Source organism: Allobosea sp. 2KB_26 (assembly GCF_052115715.1).
Classification (GTDB): domain Bacteria; phylum Pseudomonadota; class Alphaproteobacteria; order Rhizobiales; family Beijerinckiaceae; genus Allobosea.
This window is the reverse complement of sequence record NZ_JBFRHE010000001.1, coordinates 665,757-688,229: the sequence shown is the minus strand read 5'-3', so window position 1 is coordinate 688,229 and position 22,473 is coordinate 665,757. Positions and strand designations below refer to the sequence as shown.

The following is a 22,473-nucleotide window of genomic DNA, read 5'->3' as shown; positions in this document are numbered from 1 at the left end:
CGCCAGCGGCGGCTGGGGATTGTTTTTTGTCTCAGCCGCGCGACATGTTCAGCGGCGGCTTCACTTCGGCGGGAAGCGGCGAAACATAGCCGTCTTTGCCCACGCGGGTCTTCAGGTCAGCCTTTGCCGCAGCCATCAGGGCAGGGTCCGAGAGCACGGCGGCTCCGGTCGCTGCCATCGCCTTGGCAACCTGGACCATGGCCTTGTGCGCGGCCGGGCTCTTGCCCTGCGCCACCACCTGCCAGGTGTGGAAAGGCGTGCCGATCGCGACGGTTGGCGCGTGAGCTTGAACCGTCGGCACGACCCAGCTGACATCGCCGACATCCGTCGAGCCGATCATTGGATTGCGCGGCGCGTCGAGCGGGACGACGAAATCGGCCAGCGGAGCGTCGGTCTCAGGCAGGCCGATCGAGCGCCAGGAGGAAGCGATCTCCTGGGGCGAGAGCGTCGAGCGGATATCGCGGGCAAAAGCGCGGTCGGTCTCGTCGAAATGCGGCGCGCCGAGCTCCTCGAGAATGCCGTGCATCGCCGTTTCGAGCGGGGTGTTGCCGACCACGTTCGAGACAGCGCTGATGATGCGCATCTCCATCTTGGTCTCGGTCATCAAGGCCGCGCCTTCGGCGATCTTGCGGACGCGTTCGACGAGCTCGAGCATGCCGGGCAAATCGCGCGCGCGAATCGAGTAGCGGACGCGGGCATGCGCCTGGACGACGTTGGGGGCGATGCCACCCGTATCAAGCAGCGCGTAATGCACGCGCGCATCGCTTGGCATGTGCTCGCGCATGTAGTTGACGCCGACGCTCATCAACTCGACGGCGTCGAGCGCGCTGCGGCCGAGATGCGGCGAGGCCGCAGCATGGGCGGCGCGGCCGGTGAAGATGAAATCGGCCCGCGTGTTGGCGAGCGAGAGGGGAGGGGTGACCTCCCAGAAGCTCGACGGGTGCCAGGAAATCGCGACATCGGCGTCGTCGAAGGCGCCTGAGCGAACCATGAAGGCCTTGGCTGCGCCGCCTTCCTCGGCCGGGCAGCCATAGTAGCGCACGCGCCCCGGAATCCTGTTCTCGGCCAGCCAGTTCTTCATCGCGGTGGCGGCGAGCAGTGCAGCGGAGCCGAGCAGGTTATGCCCACAGCCATGGCCATGCCCGCCATCCTGGAGCGGCTGGTGCGTGGCAATACCGGCCTCCTGGCTGAGGCCGGGCAGTGCGTCATACTCGCCGAGGAAGGCGATGACCGGGCCGCCTTCGCCGGCCTCGCCGATGACGGCGGTGGGGATATCGGCGACGTTCTCGGTGATTCGAAAGCCCTGGTGGCGGAGCTCGGCGACGTGTTCGGCCACGGAGCGCTCTTCGGTATAGCAGACCTCGGGCATGCCCCAGACCCGTTCGCTCAGCGCAATGAAGCGCTCCTTGCTTGCGTCAACCTGGCGCCAGAGGTCGTTTCGATTGTCCATTTTTATCTCGCTTCTAAGGGTTTCGGCATTTGAGCAAGCCGGGAGAGTCTCGTCCAGTCAGTTCCAAGCGGGACTGCAAGGCGCTGCGCTGCATGGTTGACGCGCTCTTTGGCACATGCCTTGCTGGCGGCTGATTGAGGGAAGAGCAGGGGGCGCAAGACCTCCGGAGTTTTGTCAGTTGCCGATTGGCGGAGGGTATTTATGAACGAACACGACCTGCGAGGTTTGATCGCGGATGTGAAGGAAGGTGGCCAGTCGCGGCGCTCCTTCGTGCAGAAGATGGTGGCGCTGGGACTGAGCGCACCGATCGCAACCCAGATGCTGGCCTGGAACGGCGTCGCGATGGCGCAGCCGGTCGACGACTACAAGCCGACCAAGGCCGGTGGCGGCGGGCCGCTGAAGATCCTGCTCTGGCAGGCGCCGACCCTGCTGAACCCGCATTTCGCCTCTGGCACCAAGGACCAGGAGGCCTCGCGCGTCTTCTATGAACCGCTCGCCGGCTGGGATGCCGAAGGCAATCTCATTCCGTGCCTCGCTGCCGAAGTCCCTTCCAAGGAGAATGGCGGTCTCTCGGCCGACGGCAAGTCGGTGACGTGGAAACTGAAGCAGGGCGTCAAATGGCATGACGGCAAGCCGTTCACCGCTGACGACGTCGTCTTCAACTGGGAATATGCTGCCGATCCGGCCACCGCCGCCTACACCACCGGCTCCTACAAGGACATCAAGGTCGAGAAGGTCGACGATCACTCCGTCAAGGTCATTTTCGCCGAGGCAACGCCGTTCTGGGCCGATGCCTTCGTCGGCGTCGCCGGCATGATCATCCCGAAGCACCATTTCGGCGAGTTCAAGGGGGCCAAGTCGCGCGAGGCTCCGGCCAATCTGAAGCCCGTCGGCACCGGCCCCTACAAGTTCGTCGACTTCAAGCCAGGTGACATCGTCACCGGCGAGCGCAACCCCGATTATCACGTCAAGAACCAGCCGCATTTCGACACGATCGAGGTCAAGGGCGGCGGCGACGCAGTCTCGGCGGCGCGCGCCGTGCTGCAGACCGGCGAGTTCGACTATGCCTGGAACATGCTGGTCGAGGACGAGATCCTCAAGCGCATGGAGACCGGTGGGCGCGGGCGCGTGCTGGCGGTTCCAAGCGGCAATATCGAGTTCATCATCCTCAACACGACGGATCCGTGGACCGAGGTCGATGGCGAGCGTTCGAGCGTCAAGACCAAGCATCCGACGCTCAGCGATCCGGCCGTGCGTCAGGCGATCAACCTGCTGATCGACCGCGATTCGATCCAGAAATTCATCTATGGCCGCGGCGGCACGGCGACGGCGAGCTTCGTCAACGAGCCGAAAATGTTCAAGTCGAAGAAGCTAAAATACGAGTTCAGCGTCGAGAAGGCCAACAAGATCCTCGACGACGCCGGCTGGAAGAAGGGCGCCGACGGCATCCGCGAGAAGGATGGCAAGAAGCTGAAATACGTCTTCCAGACCTCGATCAATGCGCCGCGCCAGAAGACCCAGGCGATCATCAAGCAGGCCTGCCAGCGCGCCGGCATCGATCTCGAGCTGAAGTCGGTGACCGCGTCCGTGTTCTTCTCCTCGGACGTCGCCAACCCCGACACCTACACCAAGCTCTACTGCGACATGGAGATGTACACCACGACGCAGCCGCAGCCTGATCCGGAGCGCTTCCTGAACCAGTTCACCTCCTGGGAGATCGCCAACAAGGAGAACAAGTGGCTCGGCCGCAACGTCTCGCGCTACGCCAGCAAGGAAGCAGACGACGCCTACAAGGCGGCGCAGAAAGAACTCGACCCGGCCAAGCGCGCCGCGCTGCTGATCAAGGTCGATGAGGCCTTCTGCGAAGCCAATGTCATCCTGCCGCTCCTGTCGCGCACGCGCGTCGCTGCGGCGGCCAACAACCTAGTGCCGAAATATAGCGGCTGGGACAGTGACGTCTGGCGACTGGCGAGCTGGTATCGCAGCTAGTAGAAGCGGCAATCCCTTAGCGAAGGCGCAATGCGCTCTCGCTAAGGAGGAGTACCGACCGTTCATTGACCGGCCGGAGCCGGATCATCGCAGGGGCATCTTCGTCGCTCCCTGCATCCTTCGGTTCCGGTTTACGGTCCCGATCCGCACGCTGACAGAGACCTGTACATGGCGAGTTACCTCATAAGGCGATTGCTCATCGCTATTCCGAGCCTTCTAGGCATCAGCCTGATCCTGTTTACGGTTCTTGCGCTGGCGCCTGGCGACCCGTTCGAGGAGCTCGCGACCAATCCCAATGTGCCTCCCGAAGTCCGAATGGCGCTGCGCGCGAAGTTCGGCATCGATGATCCGGTGATGGTGCGTTATGTGCGCTGGCTGACAGCCATGGTCCAAGGCGACTGGGGCTTTTCTTTCGCCAGCCGAATCAATGTCGATGATCTCATCCTGCAGCGGGTCCCGACGACGCTCTTCGTCGTTGGCAGCTCGCAGCTGCTGGCGCTTGCGATCGCGCTGCCGGTCGGCATCTATGCTGCGACGCGGCCTTATTCGGTCTTCGACCAGATCGCCAACACGCTCGCCTTCGTCGGTTTCTCGCTGCCGACCTTCTTCACCGGCCTGCTCTTCATCCTGCTGTTCTCGATCAAGCTGGACTGGCTGCCCTTCGTCTATCGCTCCGATATCGCGGCGACAGGCTGGCGCTGGTACTGGGAGATGATGCGGCAGGCGCTGATGCCGATCCTGGTGCTCGGTCTCTTTCAGGCAGCCTCCTATACGCGCTATGTGCGCTCCGCCGTGCTCGACGTCGTCAGGCTCGACTATGTCACCACCGCCCGGGCAAAGGGCCTCAGCGAGACGAAGGTGACGATCCGGCATGTGGCGCGCAACGCGCTGATCCCGGTCGTCACGCTGGTCGCGCTGCAGATGCCGGCGGTATTCGGCGGCGCCATCGTCACGGAACAGATCTTCCGGGTGCCCGGCATCGGCTCGCTGCTGATCACGGCGATTCTCGCCAACGACACCCCTGTCGTCATGGCGGTGACCTTCGTCTTCGCCTGCCTCGTCGTTTTCTTCAACCTCATTGCGGATCTCCTTTATGGCTGGCTCGACCCTCGTATCTCCTTCCGCTGAGCCGACTTCCGGCTCGCCGGCGCGGAGCGTGTCGGTCTCGCCAGCGCGCGAGACCTGGCGCCGCTTCCGCCGACACCGCCTGGCAATGATCAGCACGATCGTGCTCGGCCTGCTTGTGCTCGGCGTCGTCATTGGCCCATGGCTCTGGCCTGTGGCGATCAACGATATCGACTTCGCGGCACAGCTGCAGACGCCGTCCTGGAGCCATCCGTTCGGTACCGACGATCTCGGCCAGGATATTCTGGCGCGGATGATCTATGGCGGGCGCATCTCGCTCGCCGTCGGCCTCGCCGCCATGGTGGTCGCCACGTTCGTCGGCGTCGTCGTCGGGGCGATCGCCGGCATGTCGCGCGGCTATGTCGACTCCTTCCTGATGTGGGTCACCGACCTCTTCCTGTCGCTGCCGCAGCTGCCGCTGCTGCTGCTGGTGATCTATCTGTTCCGTGAACAGCTCAAGGCCGTTTTCGGGCTTGAGGGCGGCGTCTTCGTCCTGATCGTCGTCGTCATCGGCGGGTTGCGCTGGATGCCCGTCGCCCGCCTGGTCCGGGCCCAGTTCTTCTCGCTGCGCGAGAAGGAGTTCGTGGAGGCGGCGCGTGCGTCGGGCGCGACGAAATGGCGGCAGGTCGTCAGCCACATCCTGCCCAACGCGATGGGACCGGTCATCGTTGCCGGCACCATCGAGGTGTCGTCCGCGATCATCGCCGAATCGACCCTGTCCTTCCTCGGCCTGGGCTTCCCGCCGGACATCCCGACCTGGGGGCGGATCCTGTTCGACGCCAAGGATCATCTCGATGTCGCCCCGCACTGGGCCTTGTTCCCAGGTGCAGCGATCTTCCTCACCGTTCTCTCGATCAACTTCATTGGCGATGGCTTGCGCGACGCGCTCGACCCGCGCCGCGTGATCTAGGAAAGACTGGAAAGCTTCAGCATGACCTCTCCGATTCTCTCCGTTTCGCATCTGACCACCTCGTTCCGTGTCGAGGGGCAGTGGCGCTCCGTGGTCCGCGACGTCTCCTTCGATATCGGACCGAAGGAAACGGTGGCCGTCGTTGGTGAATCAGGCTCCGGCAAGAGCGTGACGGCGCTCTCGATCATGCGGCTGACACCGCCCGGCTCGAGCAAGATCGAAGGCTCGATCAAGCTCGGCGGCAAGGAACTGCTGACCTTGCCCGATGCCGATATGCGCCATATCCGCGGCAACGAAGTCGCGATGATCTTCCAGGAGCCGATGACGAGCCTGAATCCGGTGCTGACCATCGGCTTCCAGATCGCCGAGGCGCTGATCCTGCACCGCGGCCTGTCGCGCAGTGCGGCCGAGGCCGAGACGATCCGGCTGCTCGAGAAGGTCCGTATTCCGGCGGCGAAGTCGCGCTTCAACGAGTACCCGCACCGCTTCTCCGGCGGCATGCGCCAGCGCGTGATGATCGCGATGGCCTTGGCCTGCAAGCCGAAGCTCCTGATCGCGGACGAGCCGACGACAGCGCTCGACGTGACGATCCAGGCGCAGATCCTCGAGCTCATCAAGAGCCTGCAGGACGAGGAGGGCATGTCCGTCCTCTTCATCACCCACGACATGGGCGTGGTCGCCGAAATCGCCGACCGCACGGTGGTGATGTATAACGGCCAGGCGGTGGAGACCGGGGCCACCGAGGATATCTTCGCCCGCGCCACGCACCCCTATACCCGCTCGTTGCTTTCGGCTGTGCCGAAGCTCGGCTCGATGATCGGCCACAAGCGGCCGATGCGCTTCCCGGTCGTCGACCGAGCAACGGGCCTGTCGGACGTTCCGACCGAGACGTCCGACACAGTGGCCCATGCCGAGCGGCCGGTCCTCGAGGTCAGCGGGCTCACCACCCGCTTCGAGATCCGCGCAGGGCTGCTCGGCGGCGTCAAGGGCCGCGTGCACGCGGTCGAGAACGTCTCCTTCAGCCTGCAGGCGGGCGAGACGCTGGCGCTGGTCGGCGAATCGGGTTGCGGCAAGTCGACGACGGGGCGTTCGGTGATGCGGCTGATCGAGCCGCTCTCCGGCTCGGTGCTGCTTGACGGCGAGGATGTGCTGAAGCTCGACCAGCGGACCCTGCGCGACCGGCGCAAGCGCATGCAGATGATCTTCCAGGACCCCTTCGCCAGCCTCGACCCGCGCATGAATGTCGGCGCGGCGATTGCCGAGCCGCTGCTGATCAACAAACTCGCGACCCGCTCGGAGGCCCGCGACAAGGTCGCCGAGCTGCTGCGCCGCGTCGGGCTTCAGCCCGATATGGCGAGCCGCTTCCCGCATGAGTTCTCAGGCGGCCAGCGCCAGCGCATCTGCATTGCACGCGCACTCGCGGTCGAGCCGCGGCTGATCGTGGCAGATGAATCGGTCTCGGCGCTCGACGTCTCGGTCAAGGCGCAGGTGATCAACCTGATGCTCGAACTGCAGGAGCGGATGAAGCTCGGCTATCTCTTCATCTCGCATGACATGGCGGTGGTCGAGCGCGTCAGCCACCGGGTGGCGGTGATGTATCTCGGCGAGATCGTCGAGATCGGCCCGCGCGAGGCCATTTTTGGCAATCCGCAACACCCCTATACCAAGAGGTTGCTTGCGGCAGTGCCTGTGCCGGATCCGGCACGGCGCCTCGAGAAGCGCCCGGTCTCGAACGACGAAATCAAGAGTCCGGTGCGTGCGCCCGACTACGTCCCGCCGATCCGCCAGTTCCGCGAGGTCTCACCCGGCCACGCCGTGATGATCTGGGGCGAAGAATGGGAAAAGCCGGCTGTGGTGGCGAAGGTGGCGTGAGGCCGTCGAAGCGAGGGGCAAGGCCCCTCGCTTCCCAAACATAGGTCATAGCCGCCGTGCCAGAGGCTGGCCCGGCGGTACTTCATGCCTCGGGCTCCGGCCGCCTGCTGATCTGAAGCCGGCTTTCGCTAACGCTATCTGGCTGAAGCAGTTGAGAAAGGCCTTGGGGGGGCGTTGAGCCGGATCGACCGGCTGCCGGTTTGCCTCGCTTGTTACGCCTTGAATACGTTTGCGCCACTTATCCCGTGTCGCGCGCAGGCGTTGCGCGTGTCCACGATCAATTGGGCGTGCTCGACCAGAAGCCCGTAGTCGACGATGTCGTGATCGGTCGCGATCAGAACGGCATCGAAGCCAGCCAGTGCTTCCGCATCAAGAACCGGAATCCCCTTCTTCCCGGTCAGCTCCGGGTATTCGCGCGTCGGCCGGATCACTGGCACATGGGGATCGTGGAACTCGACATGGGCGCCCCGCTTTTCGATCAGCTCAATCAGCTTGAGTGCGGGGCTTTCCCGCATGTCGTCGATATTCTTCTTGTAGGCGATGCCGAGCACGAGGATACGGGAATCGCTGAAATTCTTGTGGCGCTGCGTGTCGACCAGCTCCGCCAGGCGGTTCACCACCAGATAGGGCATATGGCTGTTGACTTGGCCTGCGAGCTCGATGAAGCGCGTCGTGATGTCGTATTCGCGCGCCTTCCACGTCAGGTAGAAGGGGTCGATCGGGATGCAGTGGCCACCGAGGCCTGGGCCCGGATAGAAGGGCATGAAGCCGAAAGGCTTGGTCTTCGCCGCCTCGATGACCTCCCAGATGTCGATGTCCATCGCGCTGTAGACCTGCTTCAGCTCGTTGACGAGCGCGATATTGACTGCCCTGAAGATGTTCTCGGTCAGCTTGACGGCTTCCGCAGTTGCGGGTGATGAAACAGGCACCGTTCTGACCACAAGTGCGCCGTAGAGCGCGTCGGCCATTGCCAAGGCATCTGGCCCGTCGCCCCCAACCACTTTCGGGATATCCGATGTGCCGAAGCTGGGGTTCCCCGGATCCTCGCGTTCAGGCGAGTAGGCCAGGAAGAAATCCTGCCCGCTTGCCAGCCCGGATACGCCTTCCAGGATCGGACGCATCACCTGGTCTGTGGTTCCGGGATAGGTCGTCGATTCCAGCACGATCAGTTGGCTGCGCTGCAACCGGGGCGCGATCGCCTCTGCCGTCTTGACCACATAGGACATGTCTGGCTCGCGGTGCCGCGTCAGCGGCGTCGGCACGGCGATGAGCAGAGCGTCCGGCTCGGACAGCCGATCGAAGTCGGTCGTGGCAGCGAACCGGCCGCTGCTGATGCCCTCTGCGATGGGCTGGGACGGGATGTGCTTGATGTCGCTCTGGCCGGAATTGATCAGCGCGACGCGGTTGCGATCGATGTCAAAGCCGATGACGCTGAAGCCCTTGCGCAGCGCCGCCAAGACGAGTGGAAGGCCCACATAGCCCAGGCCAATGATGCCGATGGTCAAGGAGCGATCATGGGTGCGCTCGATGAAGCGCTGCGCGGCTTCCGAATTCACATTGCACTCGCGCTTTACGCCGAACCCGTGGGCGGCTGTTTCGTGCGTGAGCTTGTTCCAGACTTGCGAAAACCCGTCAACACAAGCTGGGAGGAGGAGCTCCATTGGCCTGGCGGGATGTCATCTAATCCTTGTAGAGGCTCTTGAAATACCGGTTGATGCCGTCGAGATCCACCGAGGCGCCGTGATTTCGTTCGCAGAGGAACTGCCGGTGAAAATACCAGTCGTCGAAGCCGATATTGAGCCGATCATAGCCTGCCTGGGCTAGAAGGAGCCGCATCTCCTCCCGGCGCGGCTCGACGAAATTGTGCTCTATGGTGAAGAGCGGAATCCGGTGGCGAGCCAAATCGATGCTGCGCAGGATATCGAGTTCGGAGCCTTCCGTATCGAGCGAGACATAGTCGAAGCCGCTTAACGCGAAATCGCCCATCACAGCGATCTCGTTGAAGGTGATGGTCTCGACCTGGATCAGGCCCTTCTCCGCGACGACCTGGCGACGATGCCTGGCATAACCGTCGCTGTCGGCGAACTCCTCGAGGGTGCCGATCTCCTGGGAGGCAACGAAGTCAAGGACCCTGCCAGACTCGCGATAGACAGCCTTTTCCAAGCAAATCGCGGTGCGGCTCTGCTGGAGCTTCGCAAAGAGTTCGGGGTTGGGCTCGACCGCCACACCTTTCCAGCCATGTTCGGTTTCAAGGAAGTAGCTGTTGCTGTGAAGGACGCCGTCGAAAGCGCCGATCTCGGCGAAGCGGCCGCCGCGCCTGCCATTGCACATGGCGAAGACCCAACGCTCCTGCTCGATCTGCGAATTGGTCGGCATCTCGTAGGCAAGGCGTGGGTCGAAGGGGAGCGTGTCGTCATATCCGATCGTCATCAGCTGCCCCATCGCCCAGGCCACGCCATTTCGGCGCCTTCGGTGCTCGCATCGATAATGCCCTGGGCTCTCGGTCGGCCCAAGGGCAGGATTGGCCTGTGAGGATTGGTGCGTCCACGGCCGCGGTCGTTCTGAGGTCGCTCAGTGGATCTCCGGTTCCGCCACCTTGGCCGTGCCCTCCAGGTAGTCGAAATCGCAGCCCTTGTCGGCCTGGCGGATATGGGCGGCGGACATGCGGCCATAGCCGCGAGCATAATTGCGGTCGGGTGGGGACCAAGTGGCGAGTCGACCGCTGATTTCGTCGTCGCTAAGCTCGACGGAGATACTGCGAGCTTCGACATCGACGACGATGATGTCCCCCGTCCGAACCGCGGCGAGAGGCCCCTTGATATAAGCTTCCGGCGCGACATGGAGCACGCAGGCGCCGTAGCTGGTGCCGGACATGCGCGCGTCGGAGATGCGCAGCATGTCGCGCACGCCCTGCTTCAGCAGCTTCTTGGGAATGGGCAGCATGCCCCATTCCGGCATGCCGGGGCCGCCGACCGGGCCGCAATTCTTCAGCACCATGACGTGATCGGCGGTGACCTCGAGATCCTCGTCGTTCACCGCGCGCATCATCGCGTCGTAATCCTCGAAAACCAGAGCCGGGCCGCGATGCTTGAGCAGCCGGGGCTCCGCCGCGGAAGGCTTGATGACACAGCCATCGGGCGCAAGATTGCCCTTCAGGACCGCAAGCCCGTTGGCGGTCGAGACGGCCTTGTCGAGCGGGCGAATGACGTTGTCGTCATAGACCCTTGCGAGCGCGATCGTCTCGGCAAGCGACTTGCCGGTCACTGTCATGGCGTCGGTATGCAGCTTGCTCTCAAGCTGTTTCAATAGGGCGGGGAGACCGCCGGCATAGAAGAAATCCTCCATCAGAAAGTCACCGGACGGCCGCAGGTTGGCGATCACCGGCACCGTGCGCGAGAAGGTGTCGAAGTCCTCGGGTGTCAGCGGCACGCCGGCGCGGCCCGCCATCGCGATCAGGTGGATGATCGCATTGGTCGAGCCCGCTACCGCCATATGGACGGTGAGCGCATTCTCAAAGCTCTTGCGGGTCAGGATGCGGTCGGGCGTCAAATCTTCCCAGACCATTTCGACGATGCGCTTTCCCGCGGCCGCGGCCATGCGGGGATGGGCGGCATCTGCGGCGGGGATCGCGGAGGCGCCGGGCAATGTGAGGCCGAGCACCTCGGCATGGCTCATCATGGTTGCGGCGGTACCCATCACCATGCAGGTGCCGTGCGAGCGGGCGATGCCGCTTTCCATCTCGCGCCATTGGTCGTCTGTGATGTTGCCGGCTTCCTTCTCGGCCCAGTATTTCCAGACATCCGCGCCGGAGCCCAGCACCTTGCCGGCCCAGTTGCCGCGCAGCATCGGGCCGGCAGGCACGAAGATGAAGGGCAGGCCGGCGCTGGTTGCGCCCATCACGAGGGCGGGCGTGGACTTGTCGCAGCCGCCAAGCAGCACCGCGCCGTCGAGCGGATGGGAGCGGATCGATTCCTCCGCCTCCATCGCCAGGAAGTTGCGGTAGAGCATCGTTGTCGGCTTCTGGTACTGCTCTGAGGCCGACATCACCGGGATTTCGACCGGAAAGCCGCCTGCGGCCCAGACCGCGCGCTTCACCGCCTCGGCTCGGTCGCGCAGATGGGTGTGGCAGGGGTTGATTTCGGACCAGGTGTTGAGGATGCCGATGACCGGCTTGCCCATGAACTCCTCGTGATTGAGGCCCATCTGCAGCGCCCGCGAGCGATGACCGAAGGAACGCAGATCGCTGGCGCCGAACCAGCGCCTGCTGCGCAGCGTCTCGGGCGTCTTGCGGGGGTGGGGCATGGTGTTTCCTCGGATGTTTCTTGCTTGTGGTCCTGACCGCCGTTGCGCGCGTCGCGAAGCGGTCCGCTGGCGGCAATGCGGGATGCACGCCTGGTCGGGGTGCTCCGCGATGACGCTTGCGGCTATTCCGCGGCTGCTTGCTGCATGCCCCAACTGGCGACGACACGGCGCAGCTCGACGCGCTCGCTCTCGTTCAGTTCGGGGAGTCCGGGCAGGCGCACGGGGCCGACCGGCGTGCCGAGCAGGCCGAGCGCCTCCTTGACCACGGTCACATTGGCGCCGTTGCCGTATCTGGTGCGCAGCGTCTCGAAGCCGGCGATCTCGTCGACGAGGCGTCGGGCGAGTTCATAGTCGTCGCCCTCCAGCGCCTGCCAGATCGCGAGGGAGCGTTCGGGCACGACATTCACCAGCCCTGATGTGAAGCCACGGGCGCCGAGCGCGTGGAAGGGCGCAGCCCAACCCTCGGCCAGTCCGCAGATCCAGTTCGCGCTGGTGCCCTTGGTCGCGCGCACGCACTCGGCCAGCAGCATCATGTTGCCCGATGCGAACTTCACTCCGGCGACATTGGCGTGGGTCGCGACACGGGCGAGGTCCTTCACGCCGATCGCGTCGGAGCGGATATAGGCGACGACCGGTATCGGCAGGGCTTCGGCGATGGCGAGAATGTAATCGGCCTGCGATTGCGGCGCGGCAAAGGGATCGAGCGGGTGATGTACCATCACCGCATCGCAACCGGCCGCAACTGCGAGTTTGCCGGTCGCGATCGCCTCGCGAAGGGAGCGGCCGATGCCGGCCGTGACCAGCGCCTTGCCGGCCGCTGCTTCGGCGGCGACAGCATGGCTGCGGACAACCTCGTCGGTGGTCATCGGGTAGAACTCGCCGGTATTTCCGGCCGAGACGATATTGTGGATGCCGGCCTCGGCAATGTGCCGGACGATCTGGCCGGTCAGGGCCCAGTCAGCTTCGCCGTCGCCCTTCCAGGCTGTGACATGCACACCGGAAATCCCGCGTAATGCGGTCCGCAAGCGATCATTCGTCATAGGCCAATCCCTCCGCATCCGAGCCGAACACCTGGCGCACATGGCTCTTGGCCGAGCGCACGATGTGGCTCCTCATTCGCTGCTCGGCGAGCTGCGGCTTGCGCCCAGCCAGCGCCTCGAAGATTCCCTGGTGTTCGACAAAACCCTGGCGGCGTTCGTCCTGCTCGCCGAGCAGTGCGATGCGCTGGGCGTGATCATACATGCGCTGTCCGTCCAGCCGGCGCTCCAGATAGGCGCAGCCCGAGATCCGGTGGATCGCGCCGTGATAAGCCTCGTTCAGATTGACGAGGTCCTCGAGTGCGCTGTGCTCGGTCGCGTGCGCCATGTCGTCGATCAGCCGCGACATGTCGCGGATCTCGGCGTCGCTGATGCGATTGGCGGCGATATGGGCCATCACGCTTTCGATTGCGGCGCGGCCAAGCGCCATCTCCAGAGCCTGGCGCGCGGAGAAGAGCACGAAGACGCCGCGTCGTGCCTCTGTGCGGACAAGCCCTTCGCTTTCGAGCTTACGGATCGCATCCTTCACCGGGGTTGTACTGACGCCGAGCATTTCGGCGAGCTGACGCTCGTTCAGCCGCTCCCCGTTCTGGAAGCTGCCGGCCACGATCGCCCGACGCAGACGCTCATGCACATGCTCGCGCAAGGAGCGCAGCAGGTGAGGGGCGACGGGCTCGATCGTGGTGGTCTCGGTCATCATAGTCCCAGCATGTGCGGGGGAGGCACCGAAATCCCGATCGGGCTCCGGCGTTCCTCCCTGCATCGCCGCATCAAACATCACAAACATCAAGCCCGAACAAGTCTGAAATTTCAGATTTCAAATCTGAAATGCTGTGCTATGTCCTGCGGCAAGGAGCCCGAGAAGGGTCGAGCCGGCGCGAATTGCGCGGGCGCTGCAATAAGGGAGGAAGACCTGATGAGTTTGACGCGACGCGCGGCAATGGCCGCCGCCTGCCTGATGATCGCCCCGGCTGCCCTGGCGCAGGCGGACTATCCCTCGAAGGTCGTGACCATCGTGGTGCCCTTCGCGGCCGGCGGCACGACCGATCTTCTCGGCCGAATCCTGGCCGAGCGGCTGGCTGTGCGGCTCAATGGCAAGTTCATCGTCGAAAATCGGGCGGGGGCAGGCGGCAATACCGGTGTCGCGGCTGTCGCGAGGGCGCCGGCCGACGGCTATACGCTGACCATGGGCACGGTCTCTACCCATGCGATCAACCCGGCCGTCTACAGCAAGATGCCCTTTGACCACATCAAGGATTTTGCGCCGATCTCGCAGGTGGCGAGCGTGCCGAATATCCTGATGGTCAATCTCGACCTGCCGGCGAAGTCGGTGCCTGAACTCATCGAGCTGCTGAAAAAGAATCCGGGCAAATACTCGTTCGGCTCGTCCGGGGCGGGGACCTCCACGCATATGGCGGCGGAGCTGTTCAAGGTCGCGACGGGTACCGACATGGCCCATGTGCCCTATCGCTCGAGCGGGCAAGTGACGCAGGACTTGCTCTCCGGCCAGATCCAGCTTTCCTTCGACAACATCACCATTGCCTGGCCGCATGTGGAAGCCGGCAAGATCAGAGCGCTCGCCACCGCAACGCCGGAACGGTTGGCCGTCGCCAAGGACCTGCCGGCGCTGGCCGAGTTCATTCCCGGCTATGCCGCGACCTCCTGGCACGGCTTCTTTGCTCCGGCAGCAACGCCGAAGCCGATCGTCGACAAGCTCTCTGCCGAGGTACAGGCGATCATGCGCGAGCCCGCGACGGTCGAGCAGCTCAGGAAGCTCGGGGTCGACCCGGTCGGCTCGAACCAGGCCGATTTCACCGCCCATATCGCCGCCGAAACTAAGCGCTGGGCCGAGGTCGCGCAGAAGGCGAACGTAAAGATCGAGTGAATCGCGATCGCCGTGTTCTGAGCAAGGGCGCCAACCCGGGGCTGCGCGGCGGTGCGGTGCGACCCGGGGCGGCGATCAACTGCGTCGTATGCCGCCTCCTTTGAGTGAATGAGGATCACCTTCTGATGACGTCTGTGCTGACCCCTGAAAATCGCGAAAGGCTGAAGCGCGTCTCCAGCGCTACGCTGACGACTGCTTTGTTCAAGCGTGGCTTCCGCAATGTTTTCATCCAGGACGTGCGGCCGCTCGGAACCGCGGCACCTCGGATGGTCGGCGAGGCCTATACGTTGCGCTACATCCCGGCGCGCGAGGATCTCGACCATCTCGGCGTCTTCGCCGATATCGAGCATCCGCAGCGCAAAGCGGTCGAGGCCTGTCCGGCCGGCCATGTCATGGTGATCGACAGCCGCAAAGATGCGCGTGCGGCATCGGCTGGCGGCATTCTGGTCTCGCGGTTGATGCAGCGGGGCGTTGCCGGCGTCGTCACTGATGGCGGCTTCCGGGATTCGCCCGACATCGCCCAGATGCCATTCCCGGCCTTTCACAACCGGCCGAGTGCCCCCACCAATCTGATCCGCCACCACGCGGCCGATATCAACGTGCCGATCGGTTGCGGCGATGTGCCGGTGTTCCCCGGTGACATCGTGGTCGGGGACGGTGAGGGCGTCTGCGTGATCCCGGCCCATCTCGCCAATGAGATCGCTGAGGAGGCCTATGAGCAGACGGCCTATGAAGATTTCGTCGAAGAACGTGTCCGCGCCGGCGAGACCATTTTCGGACTTTATCCGGCCAATGCGGAGACTAAGGCGAAGTTCGCGGTCTGGCGGTCGGGGTGGTCATGACACCTGCCGCATGGGGCTCGGCCAGCGGAGCACGCATTTTGGGCCATTGAAGCCAGCATTCGGCACTATCTTGACGGCGGCGTCGGCTTGTAAGTAGCTGCGCTTGCCGCTTGCGTTCATCGCGCACGGGACGGCAGTCATGGGATAATCAAATGCTCCCAAGGCTTTGATTGATAGTGGAGCCGATTGCGGATGACGAAAATATTGGTTACCGGTGGAGCAGGGTATATTGGAGCGCATTGCTGCATATCGTTGCTGGCCTCCGGATTTGAGCCTGTCGTCATCGATAATTTTTCGAACTCAAACCGCAATATAGCTGAGCGAATTCAACGCATCACCGGCCATCGCTTGGCTTTGTTCGAGGGTGATGTCCGCAATCGTTCTGATATCGAACGGGTCTTCGAGGCTCATTCGATTACGGCGGTCATACATTTCGCCGCATTGAAGGCCGTCGGGGATTCGGTCGCGAGACCCCTTGAGTATTATGACAATAATATAAACGGCATGACTAATCTTCTTTCGGCAATGCACCATTTCGGTGTGCTCAGAGTGATTTTCTCCTCTTCTGCTACTGTCTATGGAGAGCCGGAGAGCATTCCATTACGTGAGAATGCGACCCGTCACGCGACGAACCCCTATGGCCGTACCAAATTGTTCGGAGAGCAGATCCTGGAAGATTGCGCGAGGGCGGATCCAAACTGGCGGATCGTGATGCTTCGCTATTTCAATCCAGTCGGCGCCCACGAAAGCGGGCTCATCGGCGAGGATCCGAAAGGTACACCCAACAACCTGATGCCCTATGTCGCACAAGTGGCTACCGGCCAACGGAAGGTGCTCTCGGTCTTTGGGGGCGACTATCCGACGCCGGACGGCACCGGAATTCGAGATTACATCCACGTCATGGACCTTGCGGAAGGCCATACCGCGGCACTTCACTATCTTGCTCGCGTGTCCGGAGCCGTCCCGATCAATCTCGGAACCGGTCAGGGTTCATCGGTTCTGGAGATGGTTCGGGCGTTCGAGTGTGCGAGCGGTCGAACGATCCCCTATGAGATTGTCGATCGTCGTCCGGGTGACGTTGCCGAATGCTGGGCGGATCCATCACAGGCGGAACAACTGCTCGGGTGGAAGGCGCGTCGTACGCTTTCGGAAATGTGTGCTGATGCCTGGCGCTGGCAAAGCACCAATGCGCGCGGACTTTCCGAACCGGATTGATTGCAGGCGCAGAGCGCATGCGGCGAGCCCTGGGGAATGGATTTCCCCGGCGCCAAGCAATCTGTGATGAAGATGGATCAGTCGATCGGGGAGGTGGTCTTTCCCGTCGCGGGAATGTTCCGGTTCGCAGGGGCGCCTGCGGGAGCGAGACAGATGCCGGATTGCGGGCAGGCTTACCGATTGCGTTGTCCAGAACAGGGACGAGGAAACTTGCGGCAATCGGTTCCTTAGCAACCCGATCTCGCATAAGGCAGCATGATACATCGCGGCTTCGTCGGCATGCGACGGTCGGGCTCTTTCCGCACGTGAAACATCCATAGGCTCAAGAGATGCGCATGAGGGTCGCTTCCCAAACCAAGACCGTGCTGCTGATCTATCTTGGCCGGCAAGGATTGTTTCCTTTCACCTCTGCCATCACTAGAGCCTTCCTTCAGCGCGCGGATCACAAGGCACTTCTTGCGGTCTCTCGTGAGAACGTCGATTTTGCGCAGTTCGCCGACTTGGGCGAGCGTCTTATCCCCGTTGATACATTCCGTCGCGGCCTTGGCGCGCTTCAGTTCTGGCGTGCGCGCTCGATTGGCCGGGAACTCGCACAGCGCGTGAAGCAAGAGGGGATCACGCATGTTGTAACCCTGATGCCTCATGTCTGGTCGTGGGCTATCGCGCCGGCCTTGCGTGCTGCCGGGGCACGCTACTGTACTATCTTGCACGATGCCCAGCGGCATCCGGGAGACCACCGTGGTCTGGCCCATCCCCTGCTCATGCGCGATATTGCTGTTGCAGACCAGGTTTTCACGCTGAGCGATTCTGTCGGCAGACACGCCATCGAGGCTGGTCGACTCGATCCGTCGCGCAACGTCACGCTATTCCACCCGGTTCTCGGCGAGCCACGGTCTTATCTGCCACCTCCGGCTTTGGGAGAGCCTTGGCGCGTGCTCTTTCTCGGGCGCATCATGGCCTACAAGGGCTTGCCTCTCCTCGTCGCTGCGTTGAAGCGCCTGAACGCACAAGGGCGGCGCATATCCCTTACGGTCATGGGCGAGGGAGATCTCGCGGCGGAGCAGGCCGAGCTGACAGCGATGGGGGCAAATATCATCAATCGCTGGGTCGGCGACGAGGAGATGGCAAAAGCACTATCTTCGCATCATCTGTTGATGCTTTCCCATGTCGAGGCGAGCCAATCGGGGATTGCTGCGATGGCCTTGGGAGCTGCCATGCCGGTCGTGGCGACGCCCGTCGGTGGCCTGCGGGAACAGATCGAAGATGGTGAAACCGGCGTTCTTGCTCGAGCTGTCGATGCGACAGCCTTTGGCGATGCGCTTTGCCGGGTGATGGATGATCCCGAGCTTTATCGGTACATCGGGCGCACAATCGCTGCGAGACGTGACACGCATTCTCCAGAGCGATTCGTCGACCTCATGATCAAGGCGCTCGATTGAACCGAGCGATATTTCTAAAGCGCGGCCAGGGCCTCGGAATAGGCGCGCACCATCGCTGGCTCCGTATGGGACCTCGTCGAGAAATCCTTGCGGATGGCGGCTCTGGCGGCCTCTCCGGTCAGAATAGGCCACGCTGCCTCTATCGCAGATGCAAGATCAAGGGCGCGCGACGGTTCCATCAGGATGCCGTTGAAGCCAGGCTTGATCACGCGAGCCACGTCGCCGACATCGACGGACGCGACGGGGCAACCCGCGGCAAGCGCTTCAAGGACCGTCAAGGGCATGCCTTCAACGGTAGAGGTCAGGACCAGGATGTCCGCCGCGGCCATCAGTCGTGTGATTTCGCCCCGGTCACGATGGCCCAACCGTTGGATCCGCGTCGCCATCCCGAAATGTCGAATGGCTGAATCGACCGATGCTTCCAAGGGGCCCTCTCCCGCCATGATGGCCTGAAGCGATGGATCGGCCGAGAGAGAGGCGACGATCTCGACGAAGAGGCCGGGGCGCTTTTCCTCACCAAAGCGGCCTACCCAGAGCAGCAATCGAGCATCGTCCGGCACGCCAAGCTCTGCGCGGGTGGCCGAGCGGTGTTTTGCTGCGCCGGCACCTGGCTCGACATCAATGCCATTGGCGATTTCCTTGATGCGTGTTTCGGGGATACCGGAGGCTTTCAAGGTATCTACGACAGCGCCCGACACGGCGAGATGACGGTCGAGTGCACTCCCCGCGCCGAGCGCCGCTCTAAAAACCCGATCCGGTACGTGATTATGCAGGATATTCGCGGTGCGCAGATGTGGGAATTGTTTCTTGAGCTCCGGTAGTTGGGCCAGATGCCATGCGGACTGGCTCGACAAGCAATGGGTAACTGCGCGTGTGTCGACGAGGTAGGCAAGAAATGCTGTGCGATCCGCCTGCTCCAATATGGCGGTCAGGTGAAATATCTCCGGCACCACAGCGGCGAACTCATCGTGCATGAGGTGCGGATCATCTTCGGTCGTGGCTAATACGATGTGCCATTGTTGGCTTAGCCCTCTGAGCAGGGATAGCAGGAGTACCTCGGCTCCCCCGCGCCGCAGCCAGGGTACTACGACAAGAAGGCCGGGCTTCTCAGGCCGAGCGATGGCTTGCTTGAGCTTTGTGAACGGGTTTGCATCGGGCCTTTCGGGCGGCGCAATGCGCTTCAGAAGTTGCCGGAAGCTGGGCTCGGCAAAGGCACGCGGAATGAACGCCGGCGTAGGGGAGGGCAACTCCTCATGCATTTCCTTCGCGTCATTTGTCAGGGTGCGATCGGGACGCCGATGAGCGACTAGGGGGCGTTGGATCACATGGCCGCGCCGGCCGAGGCTCGCAAGCCTTACCCAGAACGCCCGATCCTCGGAAGGATCGCGCATTCCTGCCGAACAGGCGCCGATCTGGTCCCAGTCGTCTCGCCGGAATACTGCAGACACGGCAGTAAAGTTGCCGAGTATCGCGCGATCAATGTCGAAATCTTCCGTGTGCCGCACCTCTACTGCTTCACCGAGAACGCGGACATAGGGGTAGACGAAGCCTGTAGAGCGGTCCGCCAGCAGTCGTGCGATGGCGCATTCGAGATAAGTCGGGTCAATCAGATCGCCGGCATCAAGGCAGCAGATGAATTCGCCTTGTGCCTGACGAATGCCAATATCGCGGACGTTTGGTATGTCCTGCTCAGCTTGCCGCAATACGATCAGATCATTTTCTGTTCGAAATCTATCAAGTAGTCCAACTGTCTCTGGTTCCGTTGATCCATCGTCTATGATGATGATATCCCGAGAGACCAGCGTTTGCGCCCTTGCCGCGACAAGCGTATCCGGCAGGTATTCGCCGTGATTACGACACGTAATAATGACGGAGACTAGCGTTTTGGCTCCGGAGTCTGGAAAGGAATAGATGTAGTCCTTCTCGATCGGCTTCCCGTCGATCGACAGACGCTGCGTTGCTGCATCGATCCTAATGGCTCTGAATGCATGCTGTTTGCCCCGATCCGCGCCTCCAGCAGGCCCAGGACGGAGCTTGCCGGCCAACCTGCCGATGCCGTGGGCGATGAGCGCATTAAACTCACCATAGCGCCCCTGGCTTACGAGGGTGTCGAGATAGTGCAGCGGACCCCGCAAGCGCGGAGACCGTGTGGCCGTTAGCCGGATCAGAGCACGGAGGAACTTCGAAACGGCGCCATATGCGAACCGTTTTGCATGAGAAAGCATCCGTACCTTCTTGTCGCTTCCCTGCGGTGCGGGGTCAGGCCGAACGGTGCACGCTGTGGAGGAACGAAGCGTAAGTCAGCTTGAGGCCATCGGCGAGAGGCGTTCTTGCGCTCCAGCCGTGTTTCTTCAAGCGGGACACATCCAGGAGCTTGCGCGGAGTACCATCGGGCTTGCTGCGGTCAAAGACAATATCTCCGCCATAGCCAACAGTCTGCGCCACCTGCTCCGCCAGTTCCTTGATCGTCACATCCTCGCCCGTACCGATATTGACCGGTTCGTCGGCCGAGTAGGTTTCCATCAGATGGACGCAGGCATCTGCGAGATCCTCTACGTAAAGAAATTCGCGGCGGGGCGTGCCCGTCCCCCATACGACGACTTCTCGCGCACTGGTGAGCTTCGCCTCATGAAAGCGCCGCAGGAGCGCAGCTGCCACGTGGCTGTTCTCGGGGTGATAGTTGTCGCCGGGCCCATAGAGATTCGTGGGCATGACGCTGATGAAATCACGGCCGTACTGGCGCCGATAGCTCTCGGCCAGCTTGAGGCCGGCGATCTTGGCAATTGCGTAAGGCTCATTGGTCGGCTCGAGCGGCCCTTGCAATAGCTGCCCTTCATCCATCGGTTGATGGGCATGCTTTGGGTAGATGCAGGAGGAGCCGAGAAACATGAGTTTCTCCGCCTCGTGCCGATGAGCGGCATGGATTATGTTCAGTGCGATCGACAAATTGTCGTAGATGAAATCTGCGCGATAGACGTTATTGGCGTGGATTCCGCCCACTTTGGCGGCGGCCAAGAACACGGCTTGAGGCTTGTTGCTCTTGAACCAGGCCTCGACTGCAGCCTGGTCGCGCAAATCGACCTCTGAACGCTCGGTCGTCAGAATGTCGCATCCCTTCGACGCCAGGCGACGCGCGATTGCGCCGCCGACCATGCCGTTATGGCCCGGGACGTAAACGCGCTTTCCCGCGAGTGCGTAGTTAGCCGATGCCATGATCGCGCTCCCTGCAGGCGGCGGCAAAATCGCTTGAAACCATTTCACCGATGAGTTCGGCAAACGAAATCTCGGGCTCCCAACCCAGCTGCTCGCGCGCCTTGGCTGGATCGCCAATCAGGAGCTCCACCTCGGTCGGTCGAAAGTAACGTGGGTCGATGCACACCACCGTCCGGCCGGTTTTGACATCGACACCGGTCTCCTCGATGCCCGTGCCGCGCCATTCGATCTTGCGGCCGAGTTCCGAGAACGCCAGCTCGACGAACTCTCGCACGGTCCTGGTCACGCCGGTGGCGAGCACGAAATCGTCTGCTTGCTCGGCCTGCACGATCATCCACATGCCGCGCACGTAGTCCTTCGCATGGCCCCAATCGCGCTGAGCATCGAGATTGCCGAGATAGAGGCAGTCCTCGAGGCCCGCCTCAATGCGGGCCACCGCGCGGGTGATCTTGCGGGTCACGAAGGTTTCACCGCGGATCGGGCTTTCGTGGTTGAAGAGAATACCGTTCGAAGCATGCATTCCATAGGCTTCGCGGTAATTGACCGTGATCCAGTAGCCGTAGAGCTTGGCTGCGGCGTAGGGTGAACGCGGATAGAAGGGGGTGCGCTCCCTCTGCGGCGTTTCTTGAACCAAGCCGTAGAGTTCGGACGTCGACGCTTGATAGAAGCGCGTCTTTTTCTCCATGCCGAGAATGCGCACCGCTTCAAGCAGGCGCAGCACGCCAATTCCGTCGGCGTTGGCGGTGTATTCCGGGCTTTCGAAGCTTACTGCGACGTGGCTCTGGGCCGCGAGATTATAGATTTCGTCAGGTTGAGTGTCCTGGACGAGACGAATGAGGTTGGTCGAATCCGTCATATCGCCATAGTGCAGGCGAAATGCGGTGTCTCCCTTGTGAGGGTCGCTGTAGAGATGATCGATACGCTGCGTATTGAAGGAGGATGAGCGGCGCTTCACGCCGTGAACAACATAGCCCTTCGCCAGGAGGAGTTCGGCGAGATAGGCGCCGTCCTGACCCGTGACGCCCGTGATCAGCGCAACGCGCCCTTTGGTCTCAGCACTCGTCATCAATGTAATTCCCTAGACAGCTCTCGCTTGAGTATAACGAGAGGCCTTGTCGCGAGCGACAGGTCCTTCGGCGCGTGGCGGAACTTGCGCGAAAGGTTGGCCGTAGCCGAAGCCGCAGCATGGTGCAA

The 22,473-nt window shown here is 62.5% G+C and carries 17 protein-coding genes; 8 read left to right on the top strand and 9 right to left on the bottom strand.

Annotated elements, in window-relative coordinates; genetic code table 11:
- Positions 1 to 31: 31 nt before the first annotated feature.
- Positions 32 to 1,450: a M20 family metallopeptidase gene (locus AB4099_RS03385; protein ID WP_113510933.1), complete on the bottom strand. Its 1,419-nt coding sequence runs from the start codon at positions 1,448 to 1,450 to the stop codon at positions 32 to 34.
- Positions 1,451 to 1,651: 201 nt separating this feature from the next.
- On the opposite strand from AB4099_RS03385, the gene AB4099_RS03380 reads away from it, so the two are divergent.
- The 4 genes from AB4099_RS03380 to AB4099_RS03365 all read left to right on the top strand — a co-directional run bounded on the left by AB4099_RS03380 (position 1,652) and on the right by AB4099_RS03365 (position 7,346).
- Complete coding sequence (locus AB4099_RS03380; protein WP_113510932.1) at positions 1,652 to 3,439, top strand: peptide ABC transporter substrate-binding protein; 1,788 nt, start codon at positions 1,652 to 1,654, stop codon at positions 3,437 to 3,439.
- Between the two features lie 168 nt (positions 3,440 to 3,607).
- The gene (locus tag AB4099_RS03375; RefSeq protein WP_113510931.1) at positions 3,608 to 4,567 is read left to right on the top strand and encodes an ABC transporter permease; all 960 of its coding nucleotides are present in this window, start codon (positions 3,608 to 3,610) and stop codon (positions 4,565 to 4,567) included.
- On the top strand, positions 4,533 to 5,474 hold the full coding sequence (locus AB4099_RS03370) for an ABC transporter permease (protein WP_113510930.1): 942 nt from the start codon (positions 4,533 to 4,535) through the stop codon (positions 5,472 to 5,474). Before AB4099_RS03375 ends, AB4099_RS03370 begins: the two co-directional genes overlap by 35 nt.
- Positions 5,475 to 5,495: 21 nt before the next feature.
- Positions 5,496 to 7,346, top strand: coding sequence for an ABC transporter ATP-binding protein (locus AB4099_RS03365; protein WP_113510929.1), 1,851 nt, complete (start codon positions 5,496 to 5,498; stop codon positions 7,344 to 7,346).
- A 212-nt stretch (positions 7,347 to 7,558) separates the two neighbouring features.
- Here AB4099_RS03365 and AB4099_RS03360 read toward each other — a convergent pair whose 3' ends face one another.
- From AB4099_RS03360 to AB4099_RS03340, 5 genes are all read right to left on the bottom strand, one after another.
- The gene (locus tag AB4099_RS03360; RefSeq protein ID WP_441477026.1) at positions 7,559 to 8,902 is read right to left on the bottom strand and encodes a nucleotide sugar dehydrogenase; all 1,344 of its coding nucleotides are present in this window, start codon (positions 8,900 to 8,902) and stop codon (positions 7,559 to 7,561) included.
- A gap of 124 nt (positions 8,903 to 9,026) precedes the next feature.
- A complete protein-coding gene (locus AB4099_RS03355; RefSeq protein ID WP_441477025.1) occupies positions 9,027 to 9,776 on the bottom strand; it encodes an FkbM family methyltransferase in 750 nt (249 codons plus the stop codon).
- 141 nt (positions 9,777 to 9,917) lie between these two features.
- Positions 9,918 to 11,648 (bottom strand): L-arabinonate dehydratase, encoded by a 1,731-nt coding sequence (gene araD, locus AB4099_RS03350; RefSeq protein WP_113510926.1) that lies wholly within the window; start codon positions 11,646 to 11,648, stop codon positions 9,918 to 9,920.
- A 122-nt stretch (positions 11,649 to 11,770) separates the two neighbouring features.
- Positions 11,771 to 12,688 (bottom strand): dihydrodipicolinate synthase family protein, encoded by a 918-nt coding sequence (locus AB4099_RS03345; RefSeq protein WP_441477024.1) that lies wholly within the window; start codon positions 12,686 to 12,688, stop codon positions 11,771 to 11,773.
- Complete coding sequence (locus AB4099_RS03340) at positions 12,678 to 13,382, bottom strand: GntR family transcriptional regulator (protein WP_441477023.1); 705 nt, start codon at positions 13,380 to 13,382, stop codon at positions 12,678 to 12,680. The genes AB4099_RS03345 and AB4099_RS03340 overlap by 11 nt, the downstream gene beginning before the upstream one ends.
- Positions 13,383 to 13,601: 219 nt before the next feature.
- On the opposite strand from AB4099_RS03340, the gene AB4099_RS03335 reads away from it, so the two are divergent.
- The 4 genes from AB4099_RS03335 to AB4099_RS03320 all read left to right on the top strand — a co-directional run bounded on the left by AB4099_RS03335 (position 13,602) and on the right by AB4099_RS03320 (position 18,066).
- Entirely contained in the window at positions 13,602 to 14,570 is a 969-nt protein-coding gene (locus AB4099_RS03335; RefSeq protein ID WP_113510924.1) for a Bug family tripartite tricarboxylate transporter substrate binding protein, read from the top strand.
- Positions 14,571 to 14,692: 122 nt separating this feature from the next.
- The gene (locus tag AB4099_RS03330; RefSeq protein WP_441477660.1) at positions 14,693 to 15,412 is read left to right on the top strand and encodes a ribonuclease activity regulator RraA; all 720 of its coding nucleotides are present in this window, start codon (positions 14,693 to 14,695) and stop codon (positions 15,410 to 15,412) included.
- Positions 15,413 to 15,604: 192 nt separating this feature from the next.
- Positions 15,605 to 16,627 carry a UDP-glucose 4-epimerase GalE gene (gene galE / locus AB4099_RS03325; protein WP_113510922.1) on the top strand — a complete coding sequence of 341 codons (1,023 nt, stop codon included), beginning with the start codon at positions 15,605 to 15,607 and terminating at the stop codon, positions 16,625 to 16,627.
- 335 nt (positions 16,628 to 16,962) lie between these two features.
- Positions 16,963 to 18,066 carry a glycosyltransferase family 4 protein gene (locus AB4099_RS03320; protein ID WP_441477022.1) on the top strand — a complete coding sequence of 368 codons (1,104 nt, stop codon included), beginning with the start codon at positions 16,963 to 16,965 and terminating at the stop codon, positions 18,064 to 18,066.
- A gap of 14 nt (positions 18,067 to 18,080) precedes the next feature.
- Here the strand turns inward: AB4099_RS03320 and AB4099_RS03315 are convergent, their stop codons facing one another.
- Genes AB4099_RS03315 through gmd form a run of 3 tightly spaced genes read right to left on the bottom strand, consistent with a single transcriptional unit; the run spans position 18,081 to position 22,345 of the window.
- A complete protein-coding gene (locus AB4099_RS03315) occupies positions 18,081 to 20,291 on the bottom strand; it encodes a glycosyltransferase (protein ID WP_441477021.1) in 2,211 nt (736 codons plus the stop codon).
- 34 nt (positions 20,292 to 20,325) lie between these two features.
- The gene (gene fcl, locus AB4099_RS03310) at positions 20,326 to 21,279 is read right to left on the bottom strand and encodes a GDP-L-fucose synthase (RefSeq protein ID WP_113510919.1); all 954 of its coding nucleotides are present in this window, start codon (positions 21,277 to 21,279) and stop codon (positions 20,326 to 20,328) included.
- Complete coding sequence (gene gmd, locus AB4099_RS03305; protein ID WP_113510918.1) at positions 21,266 to 22,345, bottom strand: GDP-mannose 4,6-dehydratase; 1,080 nt, start codon at positions 22,343 to 22,345, stop codon at positions 21,266 to 21,268. Before gmd ends, fcl begins: the two co-directional genes overlap by 14 nt.
- Positions 22,346 to 22,473 lie beyond the last annotated feature (128 nt).